22 protein-coding genes are annotated in these 25,962 nt (G+C 73.7%); 8 read left to right on the plus strand and 14 right to left on the minus strand.

The features are described 5' to 3' along the window. The 3 genes from AOM46_RS26920 to AOM46_RS26930 form a co-directional block, all read right to left on the minus strand. Positions 1–1,680 carry a DUF885 domain-containing protein gene (locus tag AOM46_RS26920; protein WP_062216056.1) on the minus strand — a complete coding sequence of 560 codons (1,680 nt, stop codon included), beginning with the start codon at positions 1,678–1,680 and terminating at the stop codon, positions 1–3. Between the two features lie 88 nt (positions 1,681–1,768). Beyond that, positions 1,769–2,401, minus strand: coding sequence for a GNAT family N-acetyltransferase (locus AOM46_RS26925; RefSeq protein WP_078857212.1), 633 nt, complete (start codon positions 2,399–2,401; stop codon positions 1,769–1,771). A 156-nt stretch (positions 2,402–2,557) separates the two neighbouring features. Continuing rightward, on the minus strand, positions 2,558–3,331 hold the full coding sequence (locus AOM46_RS26930) for an SDR family NAD(P)-dependent oxidoreductase (RefSeq protein WP_062216060.1): 774 nt from the start codon (positions 3,329–3,331) through the stop codon (positions 2,558–2,560). Positions 3,332–3,510: 179 nt separating this feature from the next. Between AOM46_RS26930 and AOM46_RS26935 the strand changes: the two genes are divergently transcribed. After that, positions 3,511–4,224 carry a GntR family transcriptional regulator gene (locus AOM46_RS26935; protein ID WP_062216062.1) on the plus strand — a complete coding sequence of 238 codons (714 nt, stop codon included), beginning with the start codon at positions 3,511–3,513 and terminating at the stop codon, positions 4,222–4,224. An 871-nt stretch (positions 4,225–5,095) separates the two neighbouring features. On the opposite strand, the gene AOM46_RS26940 is transcribed toward AOM46_RS26935, so the two are convergent. The 6 genes from AOM46_RS26940 to AOM46_RS26965 all read right to left on the minus strand — a co-directional run bounded on the left by AOM46_RS26940 (position 5,096) and on the right by AOM46_RS26965 (position 10,027). After that, positions 5,096–6,238, minus strand: a complete 1,143-nt coding sequence (locus tag AOM46_RS26940; protein ID WP_062216064.1) for an ROK family protein — start codon at positions 6,236–6,238, stop codon at positions 5,096–5,098. 51 nt (positions 6,239–6,289) lie between these two features. Beyond that, a complete protein-coding gene (purB, locus tag AOM46_RS26945; protein WP_062216066.1) occupies positions 6,290–7,720 on the minus strand; it encodes an adenylosuccinate lyase in 1,431 nt (476 codons plus the stop codon). 11 nt (positions 7,721–7,731) lie between these two features. Continuing rightward, positions 7,732–8,532 (minus strand): SGNH/GDSL hydrolase family protein, encoded by an 801-nt coding sequence (locus AOM46_RS26950; protein ID WP_062216304.1) that lies wholly within the window; start codon positions 8,530–8,532, stop codon positions 7,732–7,734. 53 nt (positions 8,533–8,585) lie between these two features. Continuing rightward, complete coding sequence (locus AOM46_RS26955) at positions 8,586–9,002, minus strand: DUF2752 domain-containing protein (protein ID WP_062216068.1); 417 nt, start codon at positions 9,000–9,002, stop codon at positions 8,586–8,588. A 5-nt stretch (positions 9,003–9,007) separates the two neighbouring features. Continuing rightward, complete coding sequence (locus AOM46_RS26960) at positions 9,008–9,424, minus strand: TM2 domain-containing protein (RefSeq protein WP_062216070.1); 417 nt, start codon at positions 9,422–9,424, stop codon at positions 9,008–9,010. A 120-nt stretch (positions 9,425–9,544) separates the two neighbouring features. Beyond that, complete coding sequence (locus tag AOM46_RS26965) at positions 9,545–10,027, minus strand: DUF5709 domain-containing protein (RefSeq protein ID WP_062216072.1); 483 nt, start codon at positions 10,025–10,027, stop codon at positions 9,545–9,547. 199 nt (positions 10,028–10,226) lie between these two features. Between AOM46_RS26965 and AOM46_RS26970 the strand changes: the two genes are divergently transcribed. Then, positions 10,227–10,868, plus strand: coding sequence for a GNAT family N-acetyltransferase (locus AOM46_RS26970; protein ID WP_062216075.1), 642 nt, complete (start codon positions 10,227–10,229; stop codon positions 10,866–10,868). Here AOM46_RS26970 and AOM46_RS26975 read toward each other — a convergent pair. Next, on the minus strand, positions 10,865–12,199 hold the full coding sequence (locus AOM46_RS26975; protein WP_062216076.1) for a PP2C family protein-serine/threonine phosphatase: 1,335 nt from the start codon (positions 12,197–12,199) through the stop codon (positions 10,865–10,867). The genes AOM46_RS26970 and AOM46_RS26975 overlap by 4 nt on opposite strands. Before the next feature lie 136 nt (positions 12,200–12,335). Next, on the minus strand, positions 12,336–13,691 hold the full coding sequence (locus AOM46_RS26980) for a glycoside hydrolase family 28 protein (RefSeq protein ID WP_062216078.1): 1,356 nt from the start codon (positions 13,689–13,691) through the stop codon (positions 12,336–12,338). Positions 13,692–13,943: 252 nt separating this feature from the next. Here AOM46_RS26980 and AOM46_RS26985 point away from each other — a divergent pair, with 252 nt between their 5' ends. The 6 genes from AOM46_RS26985 (at position 13,944) to AOM46_RS27010 (ending at position 21,138) form a co-directional block, all read left to right on the plus strand. Further along, complete coding sequence (locus AOM46_RS26985) at positions 13,944–15,239, plus strand: ABC transporter substrate-binding protein (protein ID WP_067226606.1); 1,296 nt, start codon at positions 13,944–13,946, stop codon at positions 15,237–15,239. A gap of 84 nt (positions 15,240–15,323) precedes the next feature. Then, positions 15,324–16,253, plus strand: a complete 930-nt coding sequence (locus AOM46_RS26990) for a carbohydrate ABC transporter permease (protein WP_062216082.1) — start codon at positions 15,324–15,326, stop codon at positions 16,251–16,253. 16 nt (positions 16,254–16,269) lie between these two features. Further along, positions 16,270–17,160, plus strand: coding sequence for a carbohydrate ABC transporter permease (locus AOM46_RS26995; RefSeq protein WP_062216084.1), 891 nt, complete (start codon positions 16,270–16,272; stop codon positions 17,158–17,160). A gap of 123 nt (positions 17,161–17,283) precedes the next feature. Next, entirely contained in the window at positions 17,284–18,294 is a 1,011-nt protein-coding gene (locus tag AOM46_RS27000; protein ID WP_062216086.1) for a LacI family DNA-binding transcriptional regulator, read from the plus strand. Between the two features lie 97 nt (positions 18,295–18,391). Further along, positions 18,392–19,597 (plus strand): lycopene cyclase family protein, encoded by a 1,206-nt coding sequence (locus AOM46_RS27005; protein WP_062216088.1) that lies wholly within the window; start codon positions 18,392–18,394, stop codon positions 19,595–19,597. Then, positions 19,594–21,138, plus strand: coding sequence for an FAD-dependent oxidoreductase (locus tag AOM46_RS27010; protein WP_062216090.1), 1,545 nt, complete (start codon positions 19,594–19,596; stop codon positions 21,136–21,138). The genes AOM46_RS27005 and AOM46_RS27010 overlap by 4 nt, the downstream gene beginning before the upstream one ends. 1,342 nt (positions 21,139–22,480) lie before the next feature. Here the strand turns inward: AOM46_RS27010 and AOM46_RS27015 are convergent. Genes AOM46_RS27015 through crtI form a run of 3 tightly spaced genes read right to left on the minus strand, consistent with a single transcriptional unit; the run spans position 22,481 to position 25,904 of the window. Continuing rightward, a complete protein-coding gene (locus tag AOM46_RS27015; RefSeq protein WP_062216092.1) occupies positions 22,481–23,455 on the minus strand; it encodes a DUF5914 domain-containing protein in 975 nt (324 codons plus the stop codon). After that, on the minus strand, positions 23,452–24,411 hold the full coding sequence (locus AOM46_RS27020) for a phytoene/squalene synthase family protein (protein ID WP_062216094.1): 960 nt from the start codon (positions 24,409–24,411) through the stop codon (positions 23,452–23,454). The genes AOM46_RS27015 and AOM46_RS27020 overlap by 4 nt, the downstream gene beginning before the upstream one ends. Beyond that, entirely contained in the window at positions 24,408–25,904 is a 1,497-nt protein-coding gene (crtI, locus tag AOM46_RS27025; RefSeq protein WP_062216096.1) for a phytoene desaturase family protein, read from the minus strand. The genes AOM46_RS27020 and crtI overlap by 4 nt, the downstream gene beginning before the upstream one ends. Positions 25,905–25,962 lie beyond the last annotated feature (58 nt).

A 25,962-nucleotide genomic window follows, 5' to 3' on the forward strand; every position in this document is an offset into this window, starting at 1 on the left:
CTACAGCGCCGACAGCTCGGCAACCAGATCGTCCAGGCCCAACGAGCCGAGCGACAGCGCCGCCATATGCCACTTCTTGGCGTCGAAGCCCGCGCCCCGCGCCTCCCGCGCCGCGTCCCGGCCGAGCAGCCAGGCGCGTTCGCCGAGCTTGTAGCCGATCGCCTGCCCCGGCGCGCCCAGGTAGCGCACCAGCTCGCTGCCCACGAACTCCGGCGGCCGGCCGCTGTGCCGCTGGAAGAACTCCTCGGCCAGCTCGGGCGTCCAGCGCTCCCCGGGATGGAACGGCGCGTCCGCCGGGATCTCCATCTCCAGATGCATCCCGATGTCGATGATCACCCGCACCGCGCGCATCATCTGACAGTCCAGATAGCCGAGCCGGGTCTCCGCCGTCGACAGATAGCCCAACTCGTCCATCAGGCGCTCCGCATAGAGCGCCCAGCCCTCCATGTTGGCGCTGACCCCGCCCACCGTCGTCTGGTAGCGCGACAGCTCGTCCGCCATGAGCACCCACTGCGCCAGCTGCAGATGGTGCCCCGGCACCCCCTCGTGATACCAGGTGGACACCAGGTCGTACACCGGGAACGAGGTCTGCCCCATGGTGGGCAGCCAGGTGCGGCCCGGACGGGAGAAGTCCAGCGAGGGACCGCTGTAATAGGGCGCCGCCGCGCTGCCGGCCGGCGCGATCATCGCCTCCACCCGCTTGATCGGCTCCGCCAACTCGAAGTGGGTGCCGTCCAGTTGCTCGATCGCCTCGTCCATCAGCCGCTGGAGATAGACCCGCACCTCCTCGACGCCCTCCACCACGGTGCCATGGGTGTCCAGATGGCGCAGCGTGTCCCACGGGTCCGCGCCCGGCAGGATCCGGTCCGCCTCGCGCACCATCTCCGCGCGTAGCCGGTGGAATTCGGACCAGCCGTAGGCGTACGCCTCGTCCAGATCCAGATCGGTGCCGTTCCAGAACCGCGCCCAACGGGCGTACCGCTCCCGGCCCACCACATCGGGCGCGCCGGCGACCCGCTCGGCATACACATCCCGCAGCCAGTCCCGCAGTTCGGCCACCGCCCCGGCCGCGAGACCGGCCGCCTCGTCCAACTCCGCGCGCAACGCCTCGGGACCCGGCGCCACGAAGTCCGCGAACCAGCTCCCCTCCGGCGCCACCCACTCGCCCAACAAGGCCACCCGCTCCGCCACCTGACGCGGACCGGCCGGCAGCCCCCGCTCCACGCCCTCGGCCAGCGACGCCCGATAGCCGGACAGGGCCTCCGGCACCGCGCGCAGCCGGACGGCGATGGCCGACCAGTCCTCATCCGTCGCCGTCGGCATGATGGTGAACACCGAACGCACCGAATGCACCGGCGCCAACAGGCTGCTCACCGCGCGCAGCGGCTCGCCCGCCTCGTGCACGGCGAGCTCCGCCGTCAACCGCTCCCGCAACAGCCGGGCGCAGCGTCGCTCGCCGGCCGCGTCGGCGCCCGGCACCCGTTCGGCCTCGGCCAGCCGCGCCAGCGTGCGTCGGGCCAACTCGGCCTGTTCGGCCAGCCCCTGGGGTGAGTAGTCCGGAAGCCGGGTGGAACTCCCGGGGTCGCCGAGATAAGTGCCGGTGATCGGATCCAGTGCGATCAGCTCGTCCACATAGACGTCGGCGAGCTGGCGCGGAAGCAAGTTGCTGGTGTCTGCCATACCCCCATCCTGGTACGCGGACGCCCGTTCGTCACCAGCCCCCCGGCGGGTAAATCGGCCCCCGGCCGAGACGCCCCGGACCTGCGGCTCAGGGGCCCACCGCGTCGGCCAGCCGCGCCGACACCACCAGGACACCGGCGTCCGCGCGGTGCTCCAACGGCAGCCCGGTGGACCGCATCGTCTCCAACATCGCCGCGTTCGACGCCTCGGTGACCGCGTAGACGCTCGCACAGCGCCGCGCCGTGGCCAGTGCCAGCAGCGACCGCAGCAACGCGCCGCCGATACCGCGCCGCTGCCAGGCGTCGGCGACCAGCAGCGCCACCTCGGACTCGTCCCCGTCCCACAGCACATGCCCCAGGCCGACCAGCTCCCCGGACGCCAACTCGGCGGCCACGCTGCAGCCGTGCCGTCCGCCCAGCAGATGCCGCAGATAGTCGTCGGCCTCGCCGGCGCCGCCCGGGTAGCGGCGCGCCAGGGTGCCGGCCGAACAGCGCCCGTGCAGCGCCAGAGCGGCCGTCAGGTCATCGGCCCCCGCCGGTCGGAGCCATACCCGCTCCCCACCGGCCGACGTCGCCTCGGTCAGCGCCGTGCCATGCCGTGTGGTTCCGGCGGAAAGGCCCGGCGCGTGGCAGCCACGTCCCGACTGGTAGCCGTTCACCCGCGCGGGCGGTGTCGCGCGAGGAAGGCGGAGCGTCGGTCGCGGAGTGTCCCACTCATCCATGTCTGCACTGTCGTACCAAGTTATTGCCTGGTCACGAACGTGCTGTGACCGACGGGTAAAGGACCCTCACCGAGTGCCTCCCGACCCCATGAACTGTGACCGCCGTCACGAAAAACCGCAGGTGGAGGCGGATGCGACCGGAACGGGACGGTCCGTTCAGAGCCCACCGGAGACCCGCAGCACCGCGCCCGTCGTGTAGGACGCGTCCGGCGACAGCAGCCACGCCACCGCGCCCGCCACCTCGTCCGGTCGCCCCGGCCGACCCAGCGGGATCCGCTCGGCGACCCGCCAGGGCCGCTCCGGATCACCCATCGCCGCGTGCATCTCGGTCAGGATCAACCCCGGCTGCACCGAGTTCACCCGGATCCCCTCGGCGGCGAACTCCTTGGCCAGACCCACCGTCAGACTGTCCACGGCGGCCTTGGTCGCCGCATAGTGCGGATACTCGCCCGGCGAGCCCAACGTGGCAGCGGCCGAGGAGATGTTGACGATCGCCCCGCCGGCGCCGCCCCGCCGCGTCGACATCGCCAGCGCCGCCCGCCGCGCACACCACAGCACACCCAGCAGATTGACCTCCACCACCCGCCGCATCATCTCGGGCGGAGTCTCGGTGAAACGCCCCAACGGGCCGGTGATCGCCGCGTTGTTGACCAGCCCGGTGACCGGACCGAGGGTCTCCGTCGCGGCCGTGAACAGCCGTTCCACGTCGGCCTCCACGTCGATCTCGCCGCGCACCGTGACGGCCTCCCGGCCCAGCGCCCGCACCCGCTCGGCCACCGCCTCGGCCGACGCGTCGTCCGCGCGGTAGCCGATGGCCACGTCGTGGCCTTCCTCGGCCAGCCGCACCGCGACCTCCGCGCCGATCCCCCGACCGCCCCCGGTCACCACCGTCACGCGCGGCGCCGTGGCCTGCTGCTTGTCACTGCTCATGGGCGTCACCCTAGCCAGTGGGCGGACTTGGTCTTGACCAAGGTGCGCGCTGACCCTACAGTCCAGATACGCAACAACCTTTCATAATGACCGTGTTCGGTGATCACGCCCAGCCCCGGTCCAGGTCAGGCCGGTGCGGCGGGGTAGGGGAGGCACAGGTGGGCGCCACACAACGAGTCGTGTCCCGGCGGGGCGCGCCGCCGGCCGAGCCCAAGCACTGGCAGCTGCGCAACGCGCTCACCGACGCGCTGGACGCGGAGTTCAGCGTCGGGCAGGTGCTGCCGGACGAACGCACCCTGGCCGCCCGCTTCGGCGTCGCCAGGGCCACCCTGCGCCAGGCCCTCGACCAGCTGGAGCTGGAAGGACGACTCCAGCGCCGACGCGGCGTCGGCACCACGGTCGCGCCACCGCGCGTCGGGGTGGATGTCAGCCCCGCCCGGCAGACCTGGCCCGGCGCCGAGGACGACCCCTGGACGGTCACCGGCCGGGCCCTCGTCCCCCCGCCGCCCGCCGTCGCCCACGCGCTGGGCGTCGACCCCGCCGGCCCGCTGCCCGTGGTGCTGCGCGATCTGGTCGCCGACGGCCAGCCGGTCGCCATGGAACGGCTCTACGCGCTGCCCACGCCGCCGGCGGACGAGACCACGACGGCCGACGAACTGCTGGCCGCGCTGCGCCGCCAGCCCCTCGAAGGGCAGGACCGCGCCGTCGAGTTGGGCTCGGCGGACGCGGAGCAGGCCAGGGGCCTCGACCGGCTCCCCGGCGCGCCGGTGCTGCTGGTCACCACCCGCTACACCACGGCGGGCCGCGTGGTGGCCCTCTCCCGAGCCACCTACCGCGCCGACACCTGCCGCCTCACCTTCGGCGACCAACCCCTGGCCCTCACCCCCAGCTGACCAGCTCCCGCCGGACGGAAAGCCGCCCGGCGCTGCGCGCCGCCGCGTACGGCGGGCCGCGCCCGCCGGACACACGCCGCGCTCCGCCCGGGGCACCCGGGCCGGGCCGGCTTGCCCGGGCGGGAACGTGTCCCGAGCCCGGGCTGGTTTGTGCGGGCGGGGACCTGTACCGAGCCAGGGTTTGTGGGGGCGGAGATTGTTGCCGGCCCGGCACGGGGCGGTGGTTGCCCGTAGGGCGCCGAGTTCTCGGTGCCGGGGCACGCTGGGCCCGCAGGGCCGCCGTCCCCCCGTGGGGGCGTGCCCGGCGGGCGCGCCGGTGCGTGTGGACGAAGTAACGTCCCCGTCGCCGGCCCGCTCGGCCGGAGCCCCGGGTACTGCCCGGGACGGACCCGAATCTCCTGTCGGCCTCGGCCCCACCGCCTCGCCCGGCGGGCGCCCCCGGCACTCGGTTTCCCCCGCCCCGTCGGTCGCCCGGGGCCCCCGGACCCGTCGTTCGGTACCCGGCACGGGACGGCGGCGCCCCCGACCTTCGCGCCCGCCCGCGCCCCGCCCCGCGCATCGGTGCCCGGGGCGGGGTGGTGAGACGACGGTGTTCGAGACCCTTCTCGTCCCCACCCCGTGAATCGGTGCCCGGGACAGCGTGGCGGCGCCGTATTCGACACGCGCCGTCAGTCGCCCGGACCTCGTCCGGCCGGCCCGGTACCCGGGTACCGGGCCGGGCCCGGGCGTCGGCTCCCGTTTCGTCAGTTGCCCGGACCTCGTCCGTGTCCTCTTCCGGCCGGCCCGGTACGGGCACCGCCCGAGCCCCCCCGCCAGACATGGTGCGGACGTGGCGGGGCGCTGCCTGCCCGGCCGGTCAGGCCATCGCCGGTCAGGCCACCGTGAAGAGTTCGGCCTCCAGGCGGTCGAGGGCCAGGCGGACCGCGCCGGTGGGGACGGCGGCGGCGCCGAGGGCTGAGGCGACGACGCGGGGTGGGCGCAGGCAGAGCCGGTCCAGTTCCCGGCGCAGCGGTTCCACCACGGCCTCCAGGCCGGTGGCCCAGCCGCCCACCACCACCAGCTCGGGGTCGAGGGCCAGCACCAGCGCCGTCACGTCGTGGGTGAGCCGTTCGACGAACCTGGCCACCGCGTCGCCGGCCCTCGGGTCGCCCGCCCTGGCCTGGGCCAGCACCCGGGCGACCGCGCGTTCGTCCAGCGGGTCGACGGGGGTGCCGGCCGTGGAGAGCAGCCGTTCGGGGGTGGCCAGCCGGCCCAGCAGGTGGAGGGCGCCGATCTCGCCGGCGGCGCCCGCGTGGCCCCGGTGCAGTCGGCCGCCGATCAGCGAGCCCGCGCCCGGGCTCAGCCCGGCCAGCACCATCACCACATCGTCGGCGCCCAGCGCCGCGCCCACCCAACGCTCGCCCAGCACCGCCGCGTTGGCGTCGTTCTCCACCAGCACGGGGGCCTGGAACGCCTCGCCGAGCCGTTCGCCCAGCGGCAGCCCCGTCCAGCCCGGCAGCGCCGTGCACAGGGCGACGGAGCCGTCGTCCGCCACGATGCCCGGCGTGCCGACGGCCACCGCGCGCAGCGTGGGCGCGGTGACGCCGTGTCGGCCCAGCAGTTCCCCGGCGGCCGTCGTCACCCGGGCCAGTCGGTCGTCGGCCGACGCCTGGGTGGAGACGGCGCGGCTCACCCCGCCGAGACGGCGGCCGGCCAGATCGGCCAGCACCGCCGACACCCGGCGGCTGCCCACCTCCACGCCCAGCAGCCGGCCGGCCTCGGCCCGGAACCTGAACCGGCGCGCCGGCCGGCCGAGGCGGCGGGTGCCGGGGGCCGCCTCCGTTGTGGTCTCGGCGACGAGACCGGCCCGCGTCAGGCCGTCGAGGACGCCCTCGACGGTGGGGCGGGAGAGGCCGGTGACCCGGGCCAGATCGGTCAGCGAGCAGGCCGGCTCGGCGGCCCGCAGGGCCCGCAGCACCGCCGCCGAGTTGATCCTGCGGAGCAACGAGGGGTCTCCGCCCATCAGTTGACCCACTCGCGCCTCCCGCCTGCGCCCTGGGCGACCGTTGTCCCGGTAGCGCCGTTTCTACAGAATCGCCCCCGGCGCGTACCCCGCCGCCGCCGGATAGCGTGCCACCACCTCGTCGACCCGCGCCACCACGGCCGCCACCTGGTCGCCGGCGGTACCGGTGAAGGACAGCCGGTCGGCCATCAGCTCGGCCAGTCCGGCGCGGTCCAGCGGGATCCGTTCGTCCGCCGCCAGCCGGTCCAGCAGCTCATTGTGTTCGGCGCCCTCCCGCAGCCGCAGCGCGGACGCCACCGCGTGCTCCTTGATGACCTCGTGCGCCGTCTCCCGGCCGACGCCCGCCAGGACCGAGGCCATCAGCACCTTGGTGGTGGCCAGAAACGGCAGATAGCGGTCCAGTTCGCGGTCGACGACGGGCGGGAAGACGCCGAACTCGTCCAGCACCGTGAGCATCGTCTCGGCGAGCCCGTCGAACGCGAAGAACGCGTCCGGCAGCGCCACCCGGCGCACCACGGAACAGGAGACGTCGCCCTCGTTCCACTGGTCGCCGGCCAGTTCGCCGGCCATCGAGGCATAGCCGCGCAGCACCACGGCCAGGCCGTTGACCCGCTCGCAGGAGCGGGTGTTCATCTTGTGCGGCATCGCGGAGGAGCCGACCTGGCCCGGCTGGAAGCCCTCGGTCACCAGCTCCTGCCCGGCCATCAGCCGGATCGTCTTGGCCAGCGACGAGGGGGCGGCGGCCAACTGCACCAGGGCGCTGACCACTTCGTAGTCCAGCGACCTCGGGTAGACCTGGCCGACCGAGCCGAGGACCTGGCCGAAGCCCAGATGTCCGGCGACCCGGCCCTCCAGCTCGGCCAGCTTCCGCTCGTCGCCGCCGAGCAGGTCCAGCATGTCCTGCGAGGTGCCGACGGGGCCCTTCACGCCGCGCAGCGGGTAGCGGGTCAGCAGCTCCTCAAGGCGGCCGAACGCCACCAGGAGTTCGTCGGCGGCCGAGGCGAACCGCTTGCCCAGCGTGGTGGCCTGGGCCGGCACATTGTGCGAGCGGCCGGCCATCACCAGCGTGGCGTGCTCGGCGGCCAGCCGCCCGAGACGGGCCAGCAGCGCCACCGTCCGGTCCCGCGCCAGTTCGAGGGAGAGCCGCAGCTGCAGCTGCTCGACGTTCTCCGTCAGATCGCGGGAGGTCATGCCCTTGTGCACCTGCTCATGGCCGGCCAGGGCGTTGAACTCCTCGATGCGGGCCTTCACATCGTGCCGGGTGACCCGTTCGCGCTCGGCGATGGACGCCAGGTCCACCTGCTCCAGCACCCGCCGGTAGTCCTCCACAGCGGCCGGGGGGACGGCCACCCCCAGATCGGCCAGGGCGGTCAGCACGGCCAGCCACAGCCGGCGCTCCAGCACGATCTTGTGTTCGGGGGACCACAGCCTGGCCAGCTCCGCCGAGGCATAGCGGCCGGCCAGGACGTTCGGAATGCGCGGCTTGTCAGTCACGTCACCGGATTCTACGGCCCCTTCTCCCAGGCCAGCGGCGTGAGGTCGGGCCGCTTGGCCAGCCGGCCGTCGCCGGACGAGCGTCCCGTCAGCCGGCGGCCGATCCAGGGCAGCAGATGCCGCCTGGCGAACCGGAGATCGGCCGCGCGCCTGGCGTACCAGCGGCCGGGCGCGGTGGCCGGCGGCGCCTCCTGCCAGGCGAACGTGGGCTCGCCGCCGATCCGTTGCCACACGGCCTCGGCGACCCGGCGGTGGCCGTCGGCGGTGAGATGCAGCCGGTCGTCGGCCCAGAGCCTGGGATCGGCGAGGGAGGGCGCCGCATAGAGGTCGACCACCAGCGCGCCATGGCGTTCGGCGATCTCGTCGATCACCGTGAACAGCTGCTCCATCCTCGGCCGGTAGCGCTCCAGCACCGGGCCGTTCCGCCCCGGGCTGCGCATCAGCACCAGCTGGCGGCAGTTGGGCGCCAGCCGGGCCACGGAGCGCTCCAGCAGCGCGCAGACGGCGGGCAGATCGCAGCGCGGGCGCAGCACATCGTTCAGTCCGCCGACCAGCGTCACCAGATCGGCGCCCATGGCCGCGGCGACGGGCACCTGGTCGTCGGCGATCTGCCGCATCAGCTTGCCGCGCACCGCGAGGTTGGCGTACTGGAAGTCATCACGCCCCTCGCCGAGGCGGTGCGCGAGCAGATCGGCCCAGCCCCGGTAGGTGCCGTCGGGCAGGGCATCGGACATGCCCTCGGTGAACGAGTCGCCCAGGGCGACAAAGCTCTTGAACTGGCGAAAGTCTGGAAAGTCTGCTGTCTCGTGCATGGCGACGCCCATGCTAACCAGGCGACGAAGCGCAGGCCGCCCGGGGCGCTGGGTCAGCCCAGCAGGTTGCGGGCCAGCGTCCACAGCACGGCGACCGCGAGCACCGCGAACGTCGCCGCCGGGGTGAACCGCGGCCGGTAGCGCCGGCCGCGCAGCCCGGCGACCAGCCATCGGCCGGTGAGGAAGAGGGCCAGCGGGACGCCGACGGTGAGCAGCACCGGATTGGCCGCCCAGGCGCCCGCGAGGTCCAGATGGAGCAGGTCGTAGGACATCCGGGTGCCGCCGCAACCGGGGCAGAGCAGCCCGGTGGCCCAGTGGACCGGGCAGCGGGGGAGGAGCTGGCCGCCCTGGTAGGGGTCGGTGCCCCGGAGGTAGACGGCGCCGGCCAGCCCGGCGCCGACCATCGCCAACGGTGGCGCGGCGGGATGTATCCGCCGCGCCACCGTGGCGGTGGTCGAGCCGTGGTCCATGGACGTCAGTTCTTCAGGACCCGGCCGTCGCCGTCGGTGCGGTCGTCCTTCACGAGGAAGAGGATTCCGTCGATCAGGGACCAGACGCCGAGCCCACCGCAGGTGAGCAGCTGCGCCACGGCCATGCCGGGGTGCCCGGTGTACCAACGACCGGCGCCGAGCCCGCCCAGCAGGATCTGGAGTACGCCGGCGACGACCTTCGACTTGTGGGAGTAGGGGCGACCGTAAGGGTCGTACCCGTAGGGCGCGTTGGGGTCCTGGCCGTAGCCTGGCTGACCGTAGGCGCCTGCCTGGGGATAGCCGTAACCGCCTGCCGGCTGCTGGGGATAGCCGTAGCCGGGCTGACCGGGAGGCTGCCCTGGCTGCCCGCCCGCGGGGGGCTGTTGGGGGTTCGGCTGCTGGTAGGGATTGTGGTCGGACATGTCCCCCCTGAGGACGATGAGCGGATCGGTTGTTCGGGACTCGCCGGCGCCGACACGGGCGTGGCTTGCGACATACTGCCAAACAACCCGTTCATCGTGGAACGCGCCGGTGGGGTCCGTTCACTGCTCGGACTCCTCGGGCGGCTCCTCCAGTTCCGTCAGATGCACGGCGGCTTCCTCGGCGGAGGCCGCGCCGCCGTCGATGCCGGCGTCCTCGGCGGCCACCGGATCGGGGCTGAGCGTGGCCTCGTCCGTCGCCCGCACCAGACGGCCGGCTCGTTTGTCGCCCACCTCGCCGTCGGCCAGCGGCTCGCCCTCGGCGCCTGGCAGATCGCCGATGCCGTCCCCGGCGGGCGGCTGGACGTCCGGCATCTCCTCGGTGAGGCGCTGGTCGAGGGTGGGCCCCTCGTGCTGGCCGCGCGCCGTGGTGCCCGGATCGTTCACCGCGAGGGGCTTCTCCGGCGGGGAGTACCCCTCGTCCAGGGTCGCGTCCGCGCCGTATCCGTCCAGGCTGTTCTCCAGATCCAACTCGTAGGGGTCGTCCCTGGTCTCCGACTCGGTCGGCTGGTAGACCTCGTCGCCCATCTGGCTCTCGTCGGTCATCTCCAGTCCTCCCTTCTGGTCGCTCCCGACCGGCTTCCCCGCCACCCCGGGGGCAAAACGCGAACAACCCTCGATAGCGGTGCTAAACGTGGCGAAAGCCGCGATCGGTGGCCTGCCGGGCCGCTCCTCCGCGTGGGGTGTGTAAGCTTCCCCCTCGTTGTTCACCTCTTACGTTGGTGCCTGTTCCCGGGAGCTTCACATGGATCTGTCCGCACTCGGCAGGGTCTGGGTCACCGGCTGGGCCCGCTCGCGCGGCGTACCCCCGGCCGTCGAGGACCGCTTTGGGCTGCGGCTCGCGGTCGGCGCCCCCGAGCAGCGGGTGCGGCATGTGCTGCCGGTCACCGACGAGGCGTCCGTCCGCGCCCTGGCCGGGAGCATCGAGGAGCCGGCGATCTGGATCAAGGCCTTCCTCGACCCCGAGCTGATCGGCTCCTGGCTGCCGACCGGCTGGGTGCGGGACATCCCCGGCTGGATGATGACCACCCGGCTGCGGCCCGCCCGGGCCACCGCCCCCGACGGGTTCGGCTGGTCGTCCGCCACCGACGACGGCGTCACCCGGGTGCGCCTGCTGGCCGACGACGGAACACTCGCCGCCGCCGGGCAGTGCGTGGTGACCGGGCCGCATGTGGTCATGGACCGGATCCAGACCCAGCCCGCGTACCGCCGCCGGGGCCTGGGCCGCCTGGTCATGGGCGCGCTGGGCGACGCCGCCCTCGACCGGGGCGCGCACACCGGCGTACTGTCCGCCACCGTCGAGGGCCGCGCCCTCTACCGCACCCTGGACTGGGCCGAGGTCGCCCCCCTCGCCGGCTTCGTCCACCGGCCGCCGCGGGCCGGTTAGCGCCCGTCCGACGGGACGGCCAGCGCCAGGATCGCGATATCGTCCGCCGTGCTCGCCGCGCGCTCGGTGACCAGCGCCTCGCACAGCTCCTCCAACGAGTGGCCGGCACAGGCCCCGGCGGTGCGCGCCAGCGCCGCCATCCCGTGGTCCAACGGCTGGTCCGTCTCCTCCACCAGGCCGTCCGTGTACAGCAGCAGCCGGCTCCCCGCCGGCAGCCGGACGGCGTGCTCGGGACGGGGGAACCCCGGATCGACCCCCAACGGAATCCCCGGCTCCTCGCCCAGGAACCGGGGCGGGCCCTCGGGGGGCAGCAGCAGCGGCGGCGGATGGCCCGCGTTGGTCCACCGCATCGACCAGTCGCCGCCGGCCGGCTCCAACCGCGCCAGACAGGCGGTGGTGAACACCGCCTCGTCCACCGTGGCCAGGATCCGGTCCAGCTGGGTGAGTACCCCACTGGGCGAGGTCTCCCCGCTCAGCCCCAACGCCCGCAGCATGTTGCGGATCTGCGACATGGTCGCCGCCGCCTCGATGTCGTGCCCCACCACATCGCCGATCACCGCGACAAAGGCGCCGCCGGGCAGCGGCAGCGCGTCGTACCAGTCGCCGCCCAGATGGCCCGGCTCGTTGGCCGGCCGGTAGATCGTCGCGGCGGAGAGCGGGCGCAGGTCCAACAGCCGGGGCAGCAGCATCCGTTGGAAGGTCTCGGCGCCGCTGCGCACCTGCTGGTAGAGCCTGGCGTGCTCGATGGCGACCCCGGCCGTCCCCGCCAGCGCGCGGATCACCCGCTCGTCGTGCTCGTCGAACGGGCGGTCGTCGTGCCGGTCGCAGAGATAGAGATTGCCGTAGATCTGGTCGCGCACCCGGATGGAGACGCCCAACAGCGAACGCATCGGCGGATGCCCCGGCGGAAAGCCAGCCGACTCGGGATGGTCGGGGATCTCCGCCACCCTGAGCGGTTCGGGATGGTGGATCAGATGCCCCAACAGCCCACGGCCGCGCGGTAGTTCGACCCCGGAGAGGGCGGCGAGCTCGGCGGCGGTCAGACCCAGCGGGATGAACTCCGCCAGCTCGTCCCGCCGCTCGTCCAACACCCCGAGCGCCCCGTAGCGGGCACCCACCAGCTCCATCGCCGTGCTGACGATCCGTCGCAGCACCGCCGGCAGCTCCAGCTCGCCGCTGATGCCCAGCACGGCGTCCAGCAGTCCCTGAAGGCTGTCCTGCGCGCGGGCCAGGGCGTCCAGCCGGTCGCTGACCCGGCCGAGATCCGAAGACAGCGGCAGATCGAGCAGCGAGGTGAAGGGGACATCGGGATTCTCCCGGTCCTGCGCCATGGAAACTCCCTCGGGGGCCGCCGGTCCGGGTTCCTGGATACGCGGTCCACCCGGAGCGGAGAAGCCGACAGGGCCACCGAACGACCGCCCCACCCGTTCGGCGCACCCCGACCCCGCCGGCTTCGCTCCCTTCGGATCAGGTGAGGACCACCGGCTCCTGACCGCGTTCCGGGTGGGCGGCCTCGCCGCGGAAGTCGCGGTTGGTCAGGCCCGAGCAGTTCTCCGCGTAGAGCGCGTGCCGCCCGTCCTCGGGGCGCGCGGCCCACACCACCTCGCAGTCCCGCAGCTGCACGTCCTCGACGTTCTCCAGATGGAAGCCGTCCGTGGGCATCTTCGGGAAGTCCTCCGCGCGGCGCGGCCTGAGGTCGGCGTGGCCGCCCTCCCACCGGCTCCAGCGGTCGATCTCGACACGCACGCCGTCCAACACCAACCCCTTGATGGTGCCGGGCTGTTGGGCGTAGACCAGCACCCCGTTCTCGGAGCGGCACAGCACATTGCGCACCCGCACGTTGCGGATGGTGCCGCAGCGGTCCCGCCACGGGACGGCCATGATGGCGATCGGCTCGCCCCGGCCCCACCAGCCCTCGTGGAAGAAGCGGGTCTCCACCACGATGTCGCTGAAGAGCACGTTCTCGATATCGCCGCCCTCGCCGAGCCGGACGGCCAGCCCCCGCGCGCTCTGCCTGATCACACAGGAGGAGAACACCACGTTGCGGATCGGGGTCTGCGCCTCCACGCCCAGGATCAGCGCGCTGGAGGTGGTGGTGATGGTGCAGCCGGTGACCGTCACGTCCTCGCACACGGGCACCCGGTCGGTGACCGTTCCGGTGTGTTCGAGGCAGGTCTTCAGGCAGATCGCGTCGTCGCCGGCGACGATGTCGCAGTCGCTGATCCGCACCCGGCGGCAGCAGTCGAGGTCGATCGCGTCGCTGTTGGGGGTCTTGAGGTCGTTGTGGATGCGGATGCCGTGGATCAGCACGTCGTCGCAGAGCGACAGCCGCAGGGTCCACACCGCGCCGTCCACGATGGAGACGTCGCGGAAGGTGACGTTGCGGCAGTCGCGGAAGTAGACGGTGAACGGGCGGCGCTGGTCCATCGTGTAGATGTAGCCGTTGTCGGAGAGCACGAAGTGCCGGCCGGCGCCGTCGATGGTGCCGGCGCCCGTCACCGCGATGTTCTCCGCGTTCTCCGCGTTGAGCAGCACCGTGGTGGGCTCCTCGCCCCACTGGGTGTTGCCGTCGTTGAGCACCACGCCGCCGAAGCGCACGGTGTAGTCCTCGAAGTCGGGGCTGCCGGCGAGGGTGGCGCCGTGCTCCACATGGAAGTCCACGTGCGAGCGGAGCGTCACGGTGCCCGCGCGGAACACATGCCCGCCCGGCAGCACGACGCGTCCGCCGCCGGCCCGCGCGCAGGCGTCGATGGCGGCCTGGATGGCTCCGGTGTCGTTGGTGGTGCCGTCACCCACGGCGCCGTAGTCGATCACGTTGTACATGCGGGGGAGATTCTCCTGAGGTCGAGGCGGGGTCCCGGCCGGACCACTGGATCTATTTCCAGCCAGCCGAGAACAAACGGGCGCGAAGTCCCGTGGCCATCACCAGGTATACCGTTCCACTAAACCGGCCCGCAAGGGTGCCCGCGCGGTGAAATGGATCGCCACCAGCCATGTTGTGCAAGGCGTTGACGCTTGATGGGCGTCTACCTATGATCCGCTAAACCGTTCCACCAGCGATCTGAAGAGGTGCCCATGCGTCGCAGAACCCTGCTCGCGGGCGCGGTTTCGGCCGCTCTCGCCCCTCCTGCGTTGACCGCCTGCGGGGCGCTCGATCCGGGCAACGACGACCCCGACACCCTTGTGGTGCACAGCATGTTCACGGCCGGCTCGGACGACTCCGAGGTCTACGAGACGGTCTGCGACGACTTCGAGCGGGCGAACCCGGGCAGCCGCATCAAGAACCTGGTCAGCGGCGGCACCGATCTGATCAACGTCTATGAGACGGCGCGACTGGCCGGCAAGGAGGCCGATGTCGTCCTGGTCAACCTCGCGGAGAAGTCGCTCTCCTGGATCGAACTCGGCGCCACCGTCCCCGTCACCCGCTACCTGGACGACTGGGACCTGGCGGGCCGGATCATCCCGCAGGCCCTGACCGAGTGGACGGACGCCGACGGCCGGCTGATGGGCTTCCCCTGGACGGGGTTCACCTGGCCGGTCGCCTACAACACCCGGCTGCTGGCGGACGCCGGCGTCACCGAACGCCCGCGCACCGCCGACGATCTGATCGAGGCCGCCGACCTGGTCCGCGCCGCCGGCGCCAAGGGGCTGGTCGCCATCGGGGGCAACGACTGGTCGGGCCAGAAGCTGCTGATGCAGGTGATGCAGGCGTATCTGCCGCCGGAGAGCGCCGAACGCCTCTTCCGCGAGGCCGGTTACGCCGACGACCCCGACGCGCTGCGCGGCCTGGAACACTTCGTCGAACTGCGCGACGCCGGCGTCTTCTTCGACGGGGCCCAGGGCCTCAACGCCGACTCCATGAACACCGACTTCTACAACGGCCAGGCCCCGATGGTGTCCGTCATCTCCGGCACCCTGGCCAGCGTGCCGCCCGAGGTGGTCGAGGTCACCGAGCTGGGCGGCTGGCCGGTGCCGGCCGACAGCGTCTACGACCGGCCCACCGCCCTGCGCGGCTACACCTCCACGGGCATCTGGATCAGCCCCAACGGCGAACGGAAGATCGATCTGGTCCGCCGCTTCGTCACCCACTTCTACAGCGAGGCCAGCACGGAGCGGTTCGTCCGAGACGCGGGGCAGGTGGTGGCGCTCAGGGGTGCCGTCGACAGCCCCCAGTTCCCGCTGATCGGCGAGTCCGTGCGGCTCTCCGAGGCCGACGAGGGCGAGAGCGAGGTCGCCTACGCCGTGCTGCCCGACCTCTTCGTGCCGGCGGCCGTCTCCCAGCCGCTGATCCGGGCCACCAGCCTCGCCTTCACCCCGGGACGCGACGCCGCCGCCATCGCCCGGGCGCTGGACACCGCCTACCGGAGCTGACGGCACCCACCACGGCACAGGCGGAACCACACCCGGCCACCCGGCCGGCCGCCGGCCATCCCAAGCGGAAAGGGCACAACGACGGTGCACTCCTCCACCCCGACCACCGGGACCGGGCCAGGGCCCGCCCGCCGGCGGCCGACCAGATCCCGACGCGAGGGCTCACCGGTCACGCTGCTGGCCGTCCCGGCGCTCGTCTGGTACCTGCTGTTCACGCTGGGCCCGCTGCTGGCCATGTTCTATATCAGCGGCCTCAGTTGGCCCGGCATGCTGGCGCCACGCTCCTGGGCCGGCTTCGAGAACTTCCGCATCGTTTGGGGTGATCCGCTCTTCTGGCAGGCCGTGCGGAACAGCGCCATCCAGATCGGCGTCGTCCTCCCCGTCATGGTCGTCGCGGCGTTCATGGTGGGCTACTACCTCACGTTGAAGCCCCGGGGCCACCGGGTGCTGCGGGTGGTGCTCTTCACGCCGGCGCTGATCTCCGCCTCGGCGAAGGCGATGATGGCCTACAGCGTGCTGGCCCCCAACGGGCTGCTCAACGGCATGCTCGACGGCGTCGGCCTCGGCTCCCTCGGCCGCGCCTGGCTCGCCGACACCGAGACCGCGCTGGCCTGCATCATGGCCATCGACCTGTGGAACGGGATCGGCTTCACCGCCGTCCTCTTCGCCGCCCGGCTCGGCAGCGTTCCCGGCGAGGTCTACGAGGCGGCCGAACTCGACGGCAGCGGCCACTGGCGCCGGATGTGGGGCATCGCCTTCCCCATCACCAAGGACTACGTGGGCGTGGTCACCATGCTCCAGTTCCTGTGGATCCTCTTCTCCTCCGCGCAGAACGTGCTGCTGCTGACCCAGGGCGGTCCGGGCAACGCCACCACCAACCTGTCGTTCCTCGTCTACAACAAGGCGTTCGTCCAGTCCGACCTCGGCTACAGCCAGGCCGCCGGCGTCCTGCTCTTTGTCGCCGGACTCCTCGGCATGCTCGCCATCCGCCGTCTGCTGCGCCAGACCTACTGACCGCCCAGGAGCCGTCATGCGTAACCCCGAGCAGGCGCCCCGCGCCCTCCGCCGCCCCCGGACGACCCGCCGCGTCGGCCGTGGCGGACGGCTGCTGTGGGGGGTGAGCCACAGCCTGATCTGGCTCTATGCCCTGGCCCTGGTGCTGCCCCTCTACTACCTGGTCATCTCCTCGTTCAAGAAGACCACCGACATCTTCGACAGCCCGCTGACCCCGCCGCTCGACCCCGTCTGGCACTACTTCGGGGATGCCATCAGCTACGCCAGACTCGACCTGGCCATGGTCAACTCGGCGCTGGTCACGGCGACCGCGCTGGTCCTCACCCTGCTGCTGGCGGTGCCGGCCGCCTTCGCGCTGGCCCGCAGCAGGGGACGGCTCTCCACGCTGCTGGAGCGGATCTTCGCGATGGGCTTCCTGGTGCCCACCTTCGCCGCCCTGGTGCCCACCTTCCTGATGGCCGCCTACTCGGGGCTCTTCCACACCAGGACCTTTGTGATCCTGCTGCTGCCGGCCGGCGCGCTGCCGCTGTCGGTGGTGCTGCTCACCCAGTTCATGCGCACCGTGCCGCCGGAGCTTGAGGAGAGCGCCCGGGTGGACGGCGCCGGCACCTGGACCGTGCTGTGGCGGGTCTTCGTCCCGCTGAGCATGCCGGGCATCGCCACCGTGCTGCTGCTCAACTTCCTGAACTTCTGGAACGAATATCTCTACTCCCTGGTCATCATCGGTCCCGACACCTCGCAGCGCACCATCCAGGTGGCGCTGCCCACCCTCCAGGCCAACCAGGCCACCGAGTACGGCGTCCTGATGGCCGGCACGGCGATCACCCTGATCCCGGTCTATATCGTGTACGTGGTGCTCCAACGCAGAATGGAGCAGGCACTGATCAGCGGCGCGGTCAAGATGTGACCGCCGCTCCCACCGGGGAGCGGCCCGGGCGACACCGCGCCCCGAAGGAACGGAGACCGGGCCATCACTCGTGACGAAGCGGCCAGGGCGACGGCGCCACCCCGCCGATCCCAGCCCACCATCATGGACGTGGCCGCCCTCGCCGGTGTCTCCAAGTCGGCGGTGTCCAAGGTCTTCAACAACCGCGACGGCATCTCGGGGCCGACCCGCGAACGCATCCTGGACGCCGCCGAGAAGCTCGGCTGGTCGCCCAGCGCCCACGCCATGGCGCTGCGCGGCGAACGCACCCGCACCGTCGGGCTGGTCATCGCCAGGGACCCCGATCTGCTGACCGCCGACCCCTTCTTCGCCGAGACGGTCGCCGGCCTTGAGGAGGAGTTCGCCCCGGCCGGCTACGGCCTGCGCCTCCACCTCGTCGGCGCCGGCCAGGCCGAGTCCGACTGCTACGAACAGCTGGTCCGCCAACGCCGCGTCGACGCCTTCCTGTTGACGGACCACCGGATCGGCGACTCCCGGCACGAGCTGCTGCGCCGGCTCCGCGTCCCCGGGCTGCTGATCGGCCGGCCCTGGCAGGGCGAGCCGGCCGAGAGCGTGCACGCGCTCGGCCTGGAGGAGGCGACCGCCGCGGCCGTCGACCATCTGATCGACCTGCGGCACCGCCGGATCGCCTATGTCGCGGGCCCGGAGGACCGGGTGCACGGCCGGCTGCGCCGCGTCCATCTGGAGGCGGAGCTGGGCGCGCGCGGCCTGCGGCTGCGCACCCGCCTGGACACCGAACTCACCGGCGAGGCCGCCTCGCACGCCACCACCGCCCTGCTCGCCGACCCCGACGACCGGCCCACCGCGATCCTCTACCCCAACGACGCCATGGCGCTCACCGGCATCGCCACCGCCCAGCGGATGGGGCTGCGGGTGCCCGACGACGTCTCCGTCATCGGGCACGACGACCATCCGCTCGGCCAGTGGCTGCACCCCAGGCTCACCACCATCACCCAGGACGCCCGGCAGGTCAGCCGCGCGGCGGCCCGGCGGCTGCTGAGCCTGCTGGGCGAGCCGGCCGACGCCGCCCCGGAGCCGCCCACCGCCCGGCTGGTCATCCGCGAGTCCACGGGGCCCGCGCCCGGACGGCCCTGACCGGGCTCCTCCCGGCGGGGCGGGCGGCGCACCCCGTTTCGGGGCGCCTCGGGCGTGGCGCGAGGTAGGAAACCGGCGTCCTGGTACATATCCACGGGTGTGCACCCCCCTCTGCCCGGACGTCGGCATCGCCGTGGTCGGCGCCGGCGCGGCCGGCCTCTCGCTGGCCCTGCGGCTCGCCGCCGCCCCGCTCCCGCCCGGCAGCCCCCAGGTGACGCTGATCGACGCGCCGCCAGGACCCCACCGGCCGCCCCCGCGCACCTGGTGCTACTGGGAGCCGCCCGGCGGCGAGTTCGACGAGCTGCTGACCGCGTCCTGGGCGCGGCTGCGGGTCTTCGGCCCGGACGGCGTCCCCGTCGAACGCCGACCCTCGACGCTGCGCTACAAGATGCTGCGCTCCACCGACCTCCAGGCGGCCGTCCGGGCGCGGCTCGGCCCGGTGCGCGCCAGGGAGTTGACCGTCACCGCGATCCGCCCGCTGCCGCGCGGCGCCGAGCTGCGGGCCGAGACCGCCACCGGGGAGAGGGTCGGGCTGCGGGCCCGCTGGGTCTTCGACTCCCGGCCGCCCGCGCCACCCCCCGCCCGCACCCGGCTGCTCCAGCACTTCCACGGCTGGTTCCTGCGCACCGCCCGCCCGGCGTTCGACCCGACCGTCGTCGACCTGATGGACTTCCGCGTACCCCAGCCGCCCGGCGGGCTGGCCTTCGGCTATGTGCTGCCGCTCGCCCCGGACGAGGCACTGGTGGAGTACACCGAGTTCTCCGCCGCCGCCCTCGACGACGCGGCCTACGACCGGGCGCTCGGCCACTACGCCGCCACCGTACGGCGGTTGGGCGCCTTCCGTGTCCTGGCCACCGAACGCGGCGCCATCCCGATGACCGACGCCCGCCACCCCCGCCAACTCGCCCCCGCCGTCTTCCGGTTGGGCGCCGCCGGCGGCGCCACCCGGCCGGCGACCGGCTACACCTTCGCCGCCGCCCAACGCCAGACCCGGGCCGTCGCCCGCGCCCTGGCCGGCGGCCGCCGGCCCCGGCCGCCCGCCGCCTACCCGGCCAGGGCGCTGGCCATGGACGCGGTGCTGCTGCGCGCCCTCGACCGGGGCCGGGTCGACGGCGCCGCGTTCCTCACCCGCCTCTTCCGCGAGATCCCACCGGACCGGCTGCTCCGCTTCCTCGACGGGGACACCCGCCTCCACGAGGACCTGGCGATCGGCCTGCACACCCCCGTGCCGCCCATGCTGCGCACCGCGGCCGAACTGCCCTGGCGCCGCCGCCGGCCCGTCCCGCCGGCGGGCGTCCGATGAGCACCCCGCGCCGGGGCCGCGACCGGCAAGCCGTCACCATCCCGGCACCGCCCGGACGCGACCGGATCACCGGCCCGCCGCCCCGGGTGGCCGTGCTCGGCGGCGGCATCGCCGGCCTCGCCGCCGCCACAGGGCTGGTCGAACGCGGCGTCCACGTCACGCTCTACGAACGGGCCCCCGTCCTCGGCGGCCGGCTCGCCGGCTGGCCCGACCGGCTCGCCGACGGCTCCGCCGCCACCATGAGCCGCGGCTTCCACGCCTTCTTCCGCCAGTACTACAACCTGCGCGGGTTGCTGCGTCGGGCCGACCCCACGCTCGCCATGCTCCGCCCGCTGCCCGACTACCCGCTCCGGCACCGCGACGGCGCACACGACGGCTTCGCCCACCTGCCGCGCGTCCCACCCTGGAACGCCCTCGCCCTCGCCGCGCTCAGCCCCAGCTTCCCGCCCCGCGAACTCGCCGCGCTCGACCTCCGCGCCGCGCTGCCGCTGCTCGACATCCGGGTCCCCGACGTCTACCGACGGCTCGACGGGACCAGCGCCGCCGACCTGCTGGACCGGATCCGCTTCCCGGCCGCCGCCCGCCATCTGGCCTTCGAGGTCTTCTCCCGCAGTTTCTTCGCCGACCCGCGCCAACTCTCCGCCGCCGAGATGGCGTTGATGTTCCACATCTACTTCCTCGGCTCCAGCGAGGGCCTGCTCTTCGACGTCCCGGCGGAGCCGTTCCCCCGAGCGCTGTGGGAACCCCTCGCCCGCTACCTCGTCGGACACGGACTGACCCCGCGCACCGGGACCGCCGCACACGCCGTCCGTCCCGCCGGACCGCACCCGCACGACGGGCTCGACGTCCTCACCGACGACGGCACCCACCGCCACGACGCGGTGGTGCTCGCCCTGGACACCGCGGGACTGCGCGGCATCGCGGCCCACTCGCCGCGCCTGGGCGACGCCGCCTGGCGCGACCGGCTGCGCCGGCTGCGCACCGCGCCCCCGTTCCTGGTCTCCCGGCTCTGGCTCGACCGCCCCCTCGCCCACCACCGCCCCGGCTTCCTCGGCACCGCCGGCTACGACGGACTCGACAACATCAGCGTGCTCGACCGGTGGGAGGGCGAAGCCGCCCGCTGGGCGGCCCGCACCGGCGGATCCGTCGTCGAACTCCACGCCTACGCCGTCGATCCGGCGGCCGACCGCGCCGCCACCCAGGCCCGACTGCTGGCCGCCGCCCGCACCGTCTACCCCGAGACCGCCGCCGCGCGGGTGCTGGACGCGCGGCACCTGTGGCGGGACGACTGCCCGCTCTTCCCCGTCGACGGCTACCGCGACCGGCCCACCGTCACCACCCCCGACCCGCGCGTCGTCGTCGCCGGCGACCTGGTCCGCGCGCCACTGCCCGTCGCCCTGATGGAACGCGCCGCCACCACCGGCCTCCTCGCGGCCAACACACTGCTCGCCCGCTGGGGCGTGCGAGGCCACCCGCTGTGGACGGTGCCAAGAACCGGCCGCAGTGCCGCGCTGCGCGCGATGGCCTATGCGGCGCACTGACGCGCTGGCGCGCGTCGAGCGCGGCGCTGCCGCGATGGTGCCACTGCGCGGCGGGCTGGGCGCGTTGAGAGTGGGCGTTGCTGTGCTGCTGTCGATTCGAGGTGGGGATTGGTGCGGTTCTGCTGTGTGTTGGCGAGAGTTGGGTGGGACGTCAGCGCTGTGGTGCCGCTGCGCGGCGGGCTGACGCGCTGACGCGTGCGAGGGTGCCGCTGCGTGGCCGACTTGGGGTGGGGGTTGTGCGCCGGCGGGCTGGGGTTGGTGCGGTCTGCGACGCGCTGGTGCGTGTCGACTGCGGTGGGGTGGGATGCCTGCCTTCTCGGTGGGGGTCTTGCGGTGCATCGGCGTGCGGTGGCGGGGATGACGCCTTGTTGCGCTGGCGCTTTGCGGGAGCTTCGGTCGTCCATCGCGGTGGCGCCGGACGGGGGTGGCACCGGTGAGGCGGCGGGGCGAACGCAGGGCGCATCAATGGGGCGTTGCGAGCCGGAAGGACTCTTGTGGGCGAGGGGCCGGGGAGCAACTCGCAGGTCTACGTGGCGGAGGTGCCACCACCTGAGCGGAGCCGCGCGTGTTCCGCGCTCGCCGGTGTGTCCGTGGGGTGGGTTCATCCCCTCCCGGTCACCGCGCCAGCGCGCCGCCGGTGTGCTGAACGGCGCACCGTGACACCCCGACGGTCGACGCTCACCAGCGCGCTCACGTAGCGGAATCGCCCCTCCCGGTCACCCCGCCAGCGGACCGTTGTCGCGCCGGCTGACGCCGTCACGGCAATCCACGCACCACCGCGTAGCGGCAGCGTTGCGTCATCGGCCCGCCGTCCCACCTGCCGCGAGCGGAAGCCTGCCGTGCAGCGGTACCGTCGCGGCAGCGCTGCGCTCGACGCGCGCCAGCGCGTCAGTGCCCGCCACCGCGCGCAGTGCGTCGGCGCCAGCGTGCCGAACGGCGCACCGCGAGAAGCCGACGTTCCACGCCCACCGGCGGGACACCGTGGTGGCCGGTGGCGCCACCACTGGAACCCGCCGCGAGCCAGAGCTTTCTGCGGAGCGGCACCGTCACGGTAGCGCCGCGCTCGACGCGCGCCAGCGCGTCAGTGCCCGCCACCGCGCGCAGTGCGTCGGCGCCGGCGTGCCGAACGGCGCACCGCGAGAAGCCGACGTTCCACGCCCACCGGCGGGTCCACGCAGCGGAATTACCCCTCCCGGGCACCCCGCCAGCGGACCGTTGTTGCACCGGGGTGATGCCATCACGGCCCACGTACCACCGCGTAGCGGCAGCGTCGCGGTAGCGCTGCGCTCGACGCGCGCCAGCGCGTCAGTGCCCGTTACCGCCACCGCGCAGCGCGTCCGCGTCAGTGCCGGCCGCCGCCACCGCGCGCAGCGTGTCGGCGTTCGGCGTAGGCGAGGTCGTCGCGCCAGAGGCGGGCCGCCGTGGCGCGGGTCAGGGGGCGGAGCAGGGGGGACAGGGCGCGGGCCACGGCGAAGCCGCGTCGTGGCGATGTGGCGAGCACCGCCTCGACCACGGCGGTGCGGGGCCCCGCGCCCAGCGGGGTGGCGTGGGTCTCGACCACCGAGCCGACGCCCTCGCCCGCGACGATCCGCATCACCACGGTGCGCGGTCCCGGCGCGGTGAACGCCGCGGTGACCGGGACGACGAGTCGCCCGGCGACCCGGAAGGAGACGTCGACCAGCAGCGTGTCCGTCCCGTCGGCCGCCGGCTCCCGCACCGTCAGGTCGACGAACGAGTAGGGGTGCAGCCACGCGCCGTGCCAGGGGTCGAGGCGGTTGGCCAGCACATCGGTCGGCTCGCAGCGGCCCACCCCGGTGTAGACGGCGACGAGCGCGCTCCCGGGGTCCGGCCGCTCCGGAAGCGGTGGGCGGGCCAGCGGCGGCTCGCCGCCGACCGCGTCCAGCCGCACCCAGAGCAACGTCCCGTCGTCCCAGGTGGGATACGGTTCCCAGCCGGCGAACGGGCCGCCGTCCAGCTTCAGTCCGTGCCAGGGGCAGACCAGACAGCCGGCGCGCACCGGCGCGCGACGCAGCGGCGCGCCCAGGTGCGGGCAGGCGCCCGGGCCGCCCCGGAGCCGGCCGCCGGCGTCCCGCCACAGCACCACCTCACGACCGGCGACCGTACGGCCCAGCGGCCGGTCGTCGCGCAGGTCCCGACTGGCGCCCACCACATACCAGTTGCCGCTGGGTCGCGCCTCGGCCCGCCGGACGGCCCGGGCGATCAGTTCCGGCCTGGCCGCCCGCCAGGTGGGGCGCTGCGCCTCCCAGGGCACGGCGTCGCGCCGCGCGCGCAGCGGGAGGCGGCGGCCGGCCCTCATTCCGCGTCCGCCGGCATCGGCCGCCGCCCCCGGGCGCGGGCCGCGACGGCGCCGGCCGCGCCGGCCAGCGCCACCCGGGCCCGGCGCGCCCGGCCGACCGTCACCCGTCGCCGCAGCACCGGGTACTCCGCCCGGTCGACGGCCAGCACGATGTCCCGGTAGAGCACGAACGCCGCCCGCACACAGGGCCGGGACACCGGGTCGAGCTGCGCGATGCCCGGTTCGGCCGCGCGGTAGACCGCCAGCGTGAGCCCGGCCGTGGCGCGCAGCGCCGCCGTGATCCGCGGCTCCCTGGCCCCCGTCAACCGGCCCCAGGTCAGCAGCTCGCGGTTCACGCCGTGCGCGGCCAGCAGGTCGGCCGGCAGATAGATCCGGCCCCGGTCGAGATCCTCGCCCACATCGCGCAGGAAGTTGGTCAGTTGGAACGCCACCCCCAGCGCGGAGGCGTGTTCGGCGGCCTGTTCGCGCGGCACCACCGTGCCCAGCACCGGCAGCAGCTGGAGGCCGATCACCGCCGCCGAACCGTGCATATAGCCGCGCAGCGCCTCGTAGTCGGGGTAGTCGGTGACCGTCAGATCGCTGCGCATCGAGGCCATGAACGCGGTGAAGTAGCGGGCGTCGATGGCGTATTCGGCCACGGTGTGCGCCAGGGCGCGCACCACCGGGTGCACGGTGCGCGCCCCGCGCAGGCCCAGGGCCAGCTCCTCCTCCAGCGTGGTCAGCGCCCGCTCCCGCTGGGCGACCGAGGCCGCCGTGCCCAGGTCGTCCACGATCTCGTCGGCCCGGCGGGCGAATCCGTAGAGCGCGTGCACGGCGGGCCGGCGGGCGGGTGGCAGTATCCGGGTGGCGAGGAAGTAGGTGCGGCCGTGGTGGGCGTTGAGCGCCCGGCAGCTGGCGTAGGCGGCGCGCAGTCCGGGATCGGCGATCCCGGCGGCGTCCAGCTCCCGCCGGGTCACCGTTCGGCTCCGCCGGTCACCCGGGCCGCCGCCAGCTTCCCGGAGAGCAGGGCCATCGGCACGCCCACGCCCGGCGTGGTGCCGCAGCCGGCGAGCACCGCGTTCCCGGTGCCGCGCACCAGGTTGCGGGGGCGGAACGGGCCGGTCTGCGCCAGGGTGTGGGCCAGCGAGAACGGGGTGCCGGCCGGATGCCCCTGCGCGCTCCAGTACGCCGGCGTGACCAGGCACTCCTCCTCGACGCCCGCCGCGAGACCGGTCAGCCCCCGGCGTTCCAGCACGGCCAGCAGGCCGTTCCGGTAGCGGGGCCCCAGCTCCCGCCACTCGATGGGCCCCGGCCCGATCGCGGTGTTGGGGCAGGGCGCGAGAACGGAGAGCAGCTCGCGCCCGGCCGGCGCGAGGCCGGGATCGCTCGCGGTGGGGCGGGTGATGAGCAACGAGGGGTCGGTCATCGGCCGGCCCTCGGCGGTCAGCTGCTGGAAGGTCCGCTCCCAGGCCCGGCCGAACGACAGGGTGTGATGGGCGAGTTGGCCGAGTTCCGGGCACGCGCGGTCGATCCCCAGATGGAGGACCACGGCCGAGGGGGCGTACCGCTGGGGTACGGGACGGCGTGGGGTGCGGCCCAACAGCCGGTAGGCGACGGGCAGATCGGGGGTGAGGACGACCGCGTCGCAGCGGACGCGATCCCTGTCGGTCAGTACGGCGGTGATCCGCGCGCCGGAACGTTCGAGACCGATCACCGCCTCGCCGTACCGCAGGCGCGCGCCGGCGTCGGCCGCGGCGTCCGCCAGCGCGCGCGGCAGGGCGTGCACGCCCCCGCGCGGGAACCACACCCCCGCCACGGTGTCCATATAGGCGATCACGGCATAGGCGGCCAGCGCCCGGTCCGGTGGCACGCCCGCGTAGAGCGACTGGAAGGTGAAGACGCGCCGCAGCCGTTCGTCGGTGAGGAAGCGGCGCACCCGGCCGTCCAGGCGGCCGAGGCCGCCGAGCGCGGCCAGCCGTGCCAGGTCCCGGTTGAGCAGGCTCAGCGGGGAGTCGAAGTTGCTGTCGATGAAGCGCCTCATCTGCACCGCGTGGAGCCGTTCCAGCCAGCCCCGCAGCCGCCGGTAGCCCGCCGCCTCCCGCGCGCCGGCGAACCGGGTCACCTCCTGTTCCATCGCCTCGGGGTCGGTGTGCACCGCGAGGTGGTCGCCGTCGGCGAAGCGGGCCAGATAGGCCGGGTGCAGCGGCATGAGGTCGAGGCGGTCGCCAAGTTTCTCGCCCACCGCGGCGAGCGGTTCCTCCATCAGGTCCGGCATGGTCAGCACGGTGGGGCCGGTGTCGAGGTGGTAGCCGCTCCTGACCCAGCGGCCCGCCCGGCCGCCGGGCAGGGCCTCCCGTTCGACCACCGTCACCCGCCGGCCGGCGCCCAGCAGATGGAGCGCGGTGGCCAGGCCGGCAAGACCGGCGCCGACCACCACCACATGGTCGGTCGGTCCCGACAGTCGCCTCATGCCCTGCCCCCCGTCGCCTGGGTGTCCGCGGGGTTGACCGGGGTGTCGCGCATCGCCG

Origin of the sequence: Streptomyces sp. NBRC 109706 (assembly GCF_000974485.1) — a bacterium.
Classification (GTDB): Bacteria; Actinomycetota; Actinomycetes; order Streptomycetales; family Streptomycetaceae; genus Streptomyces.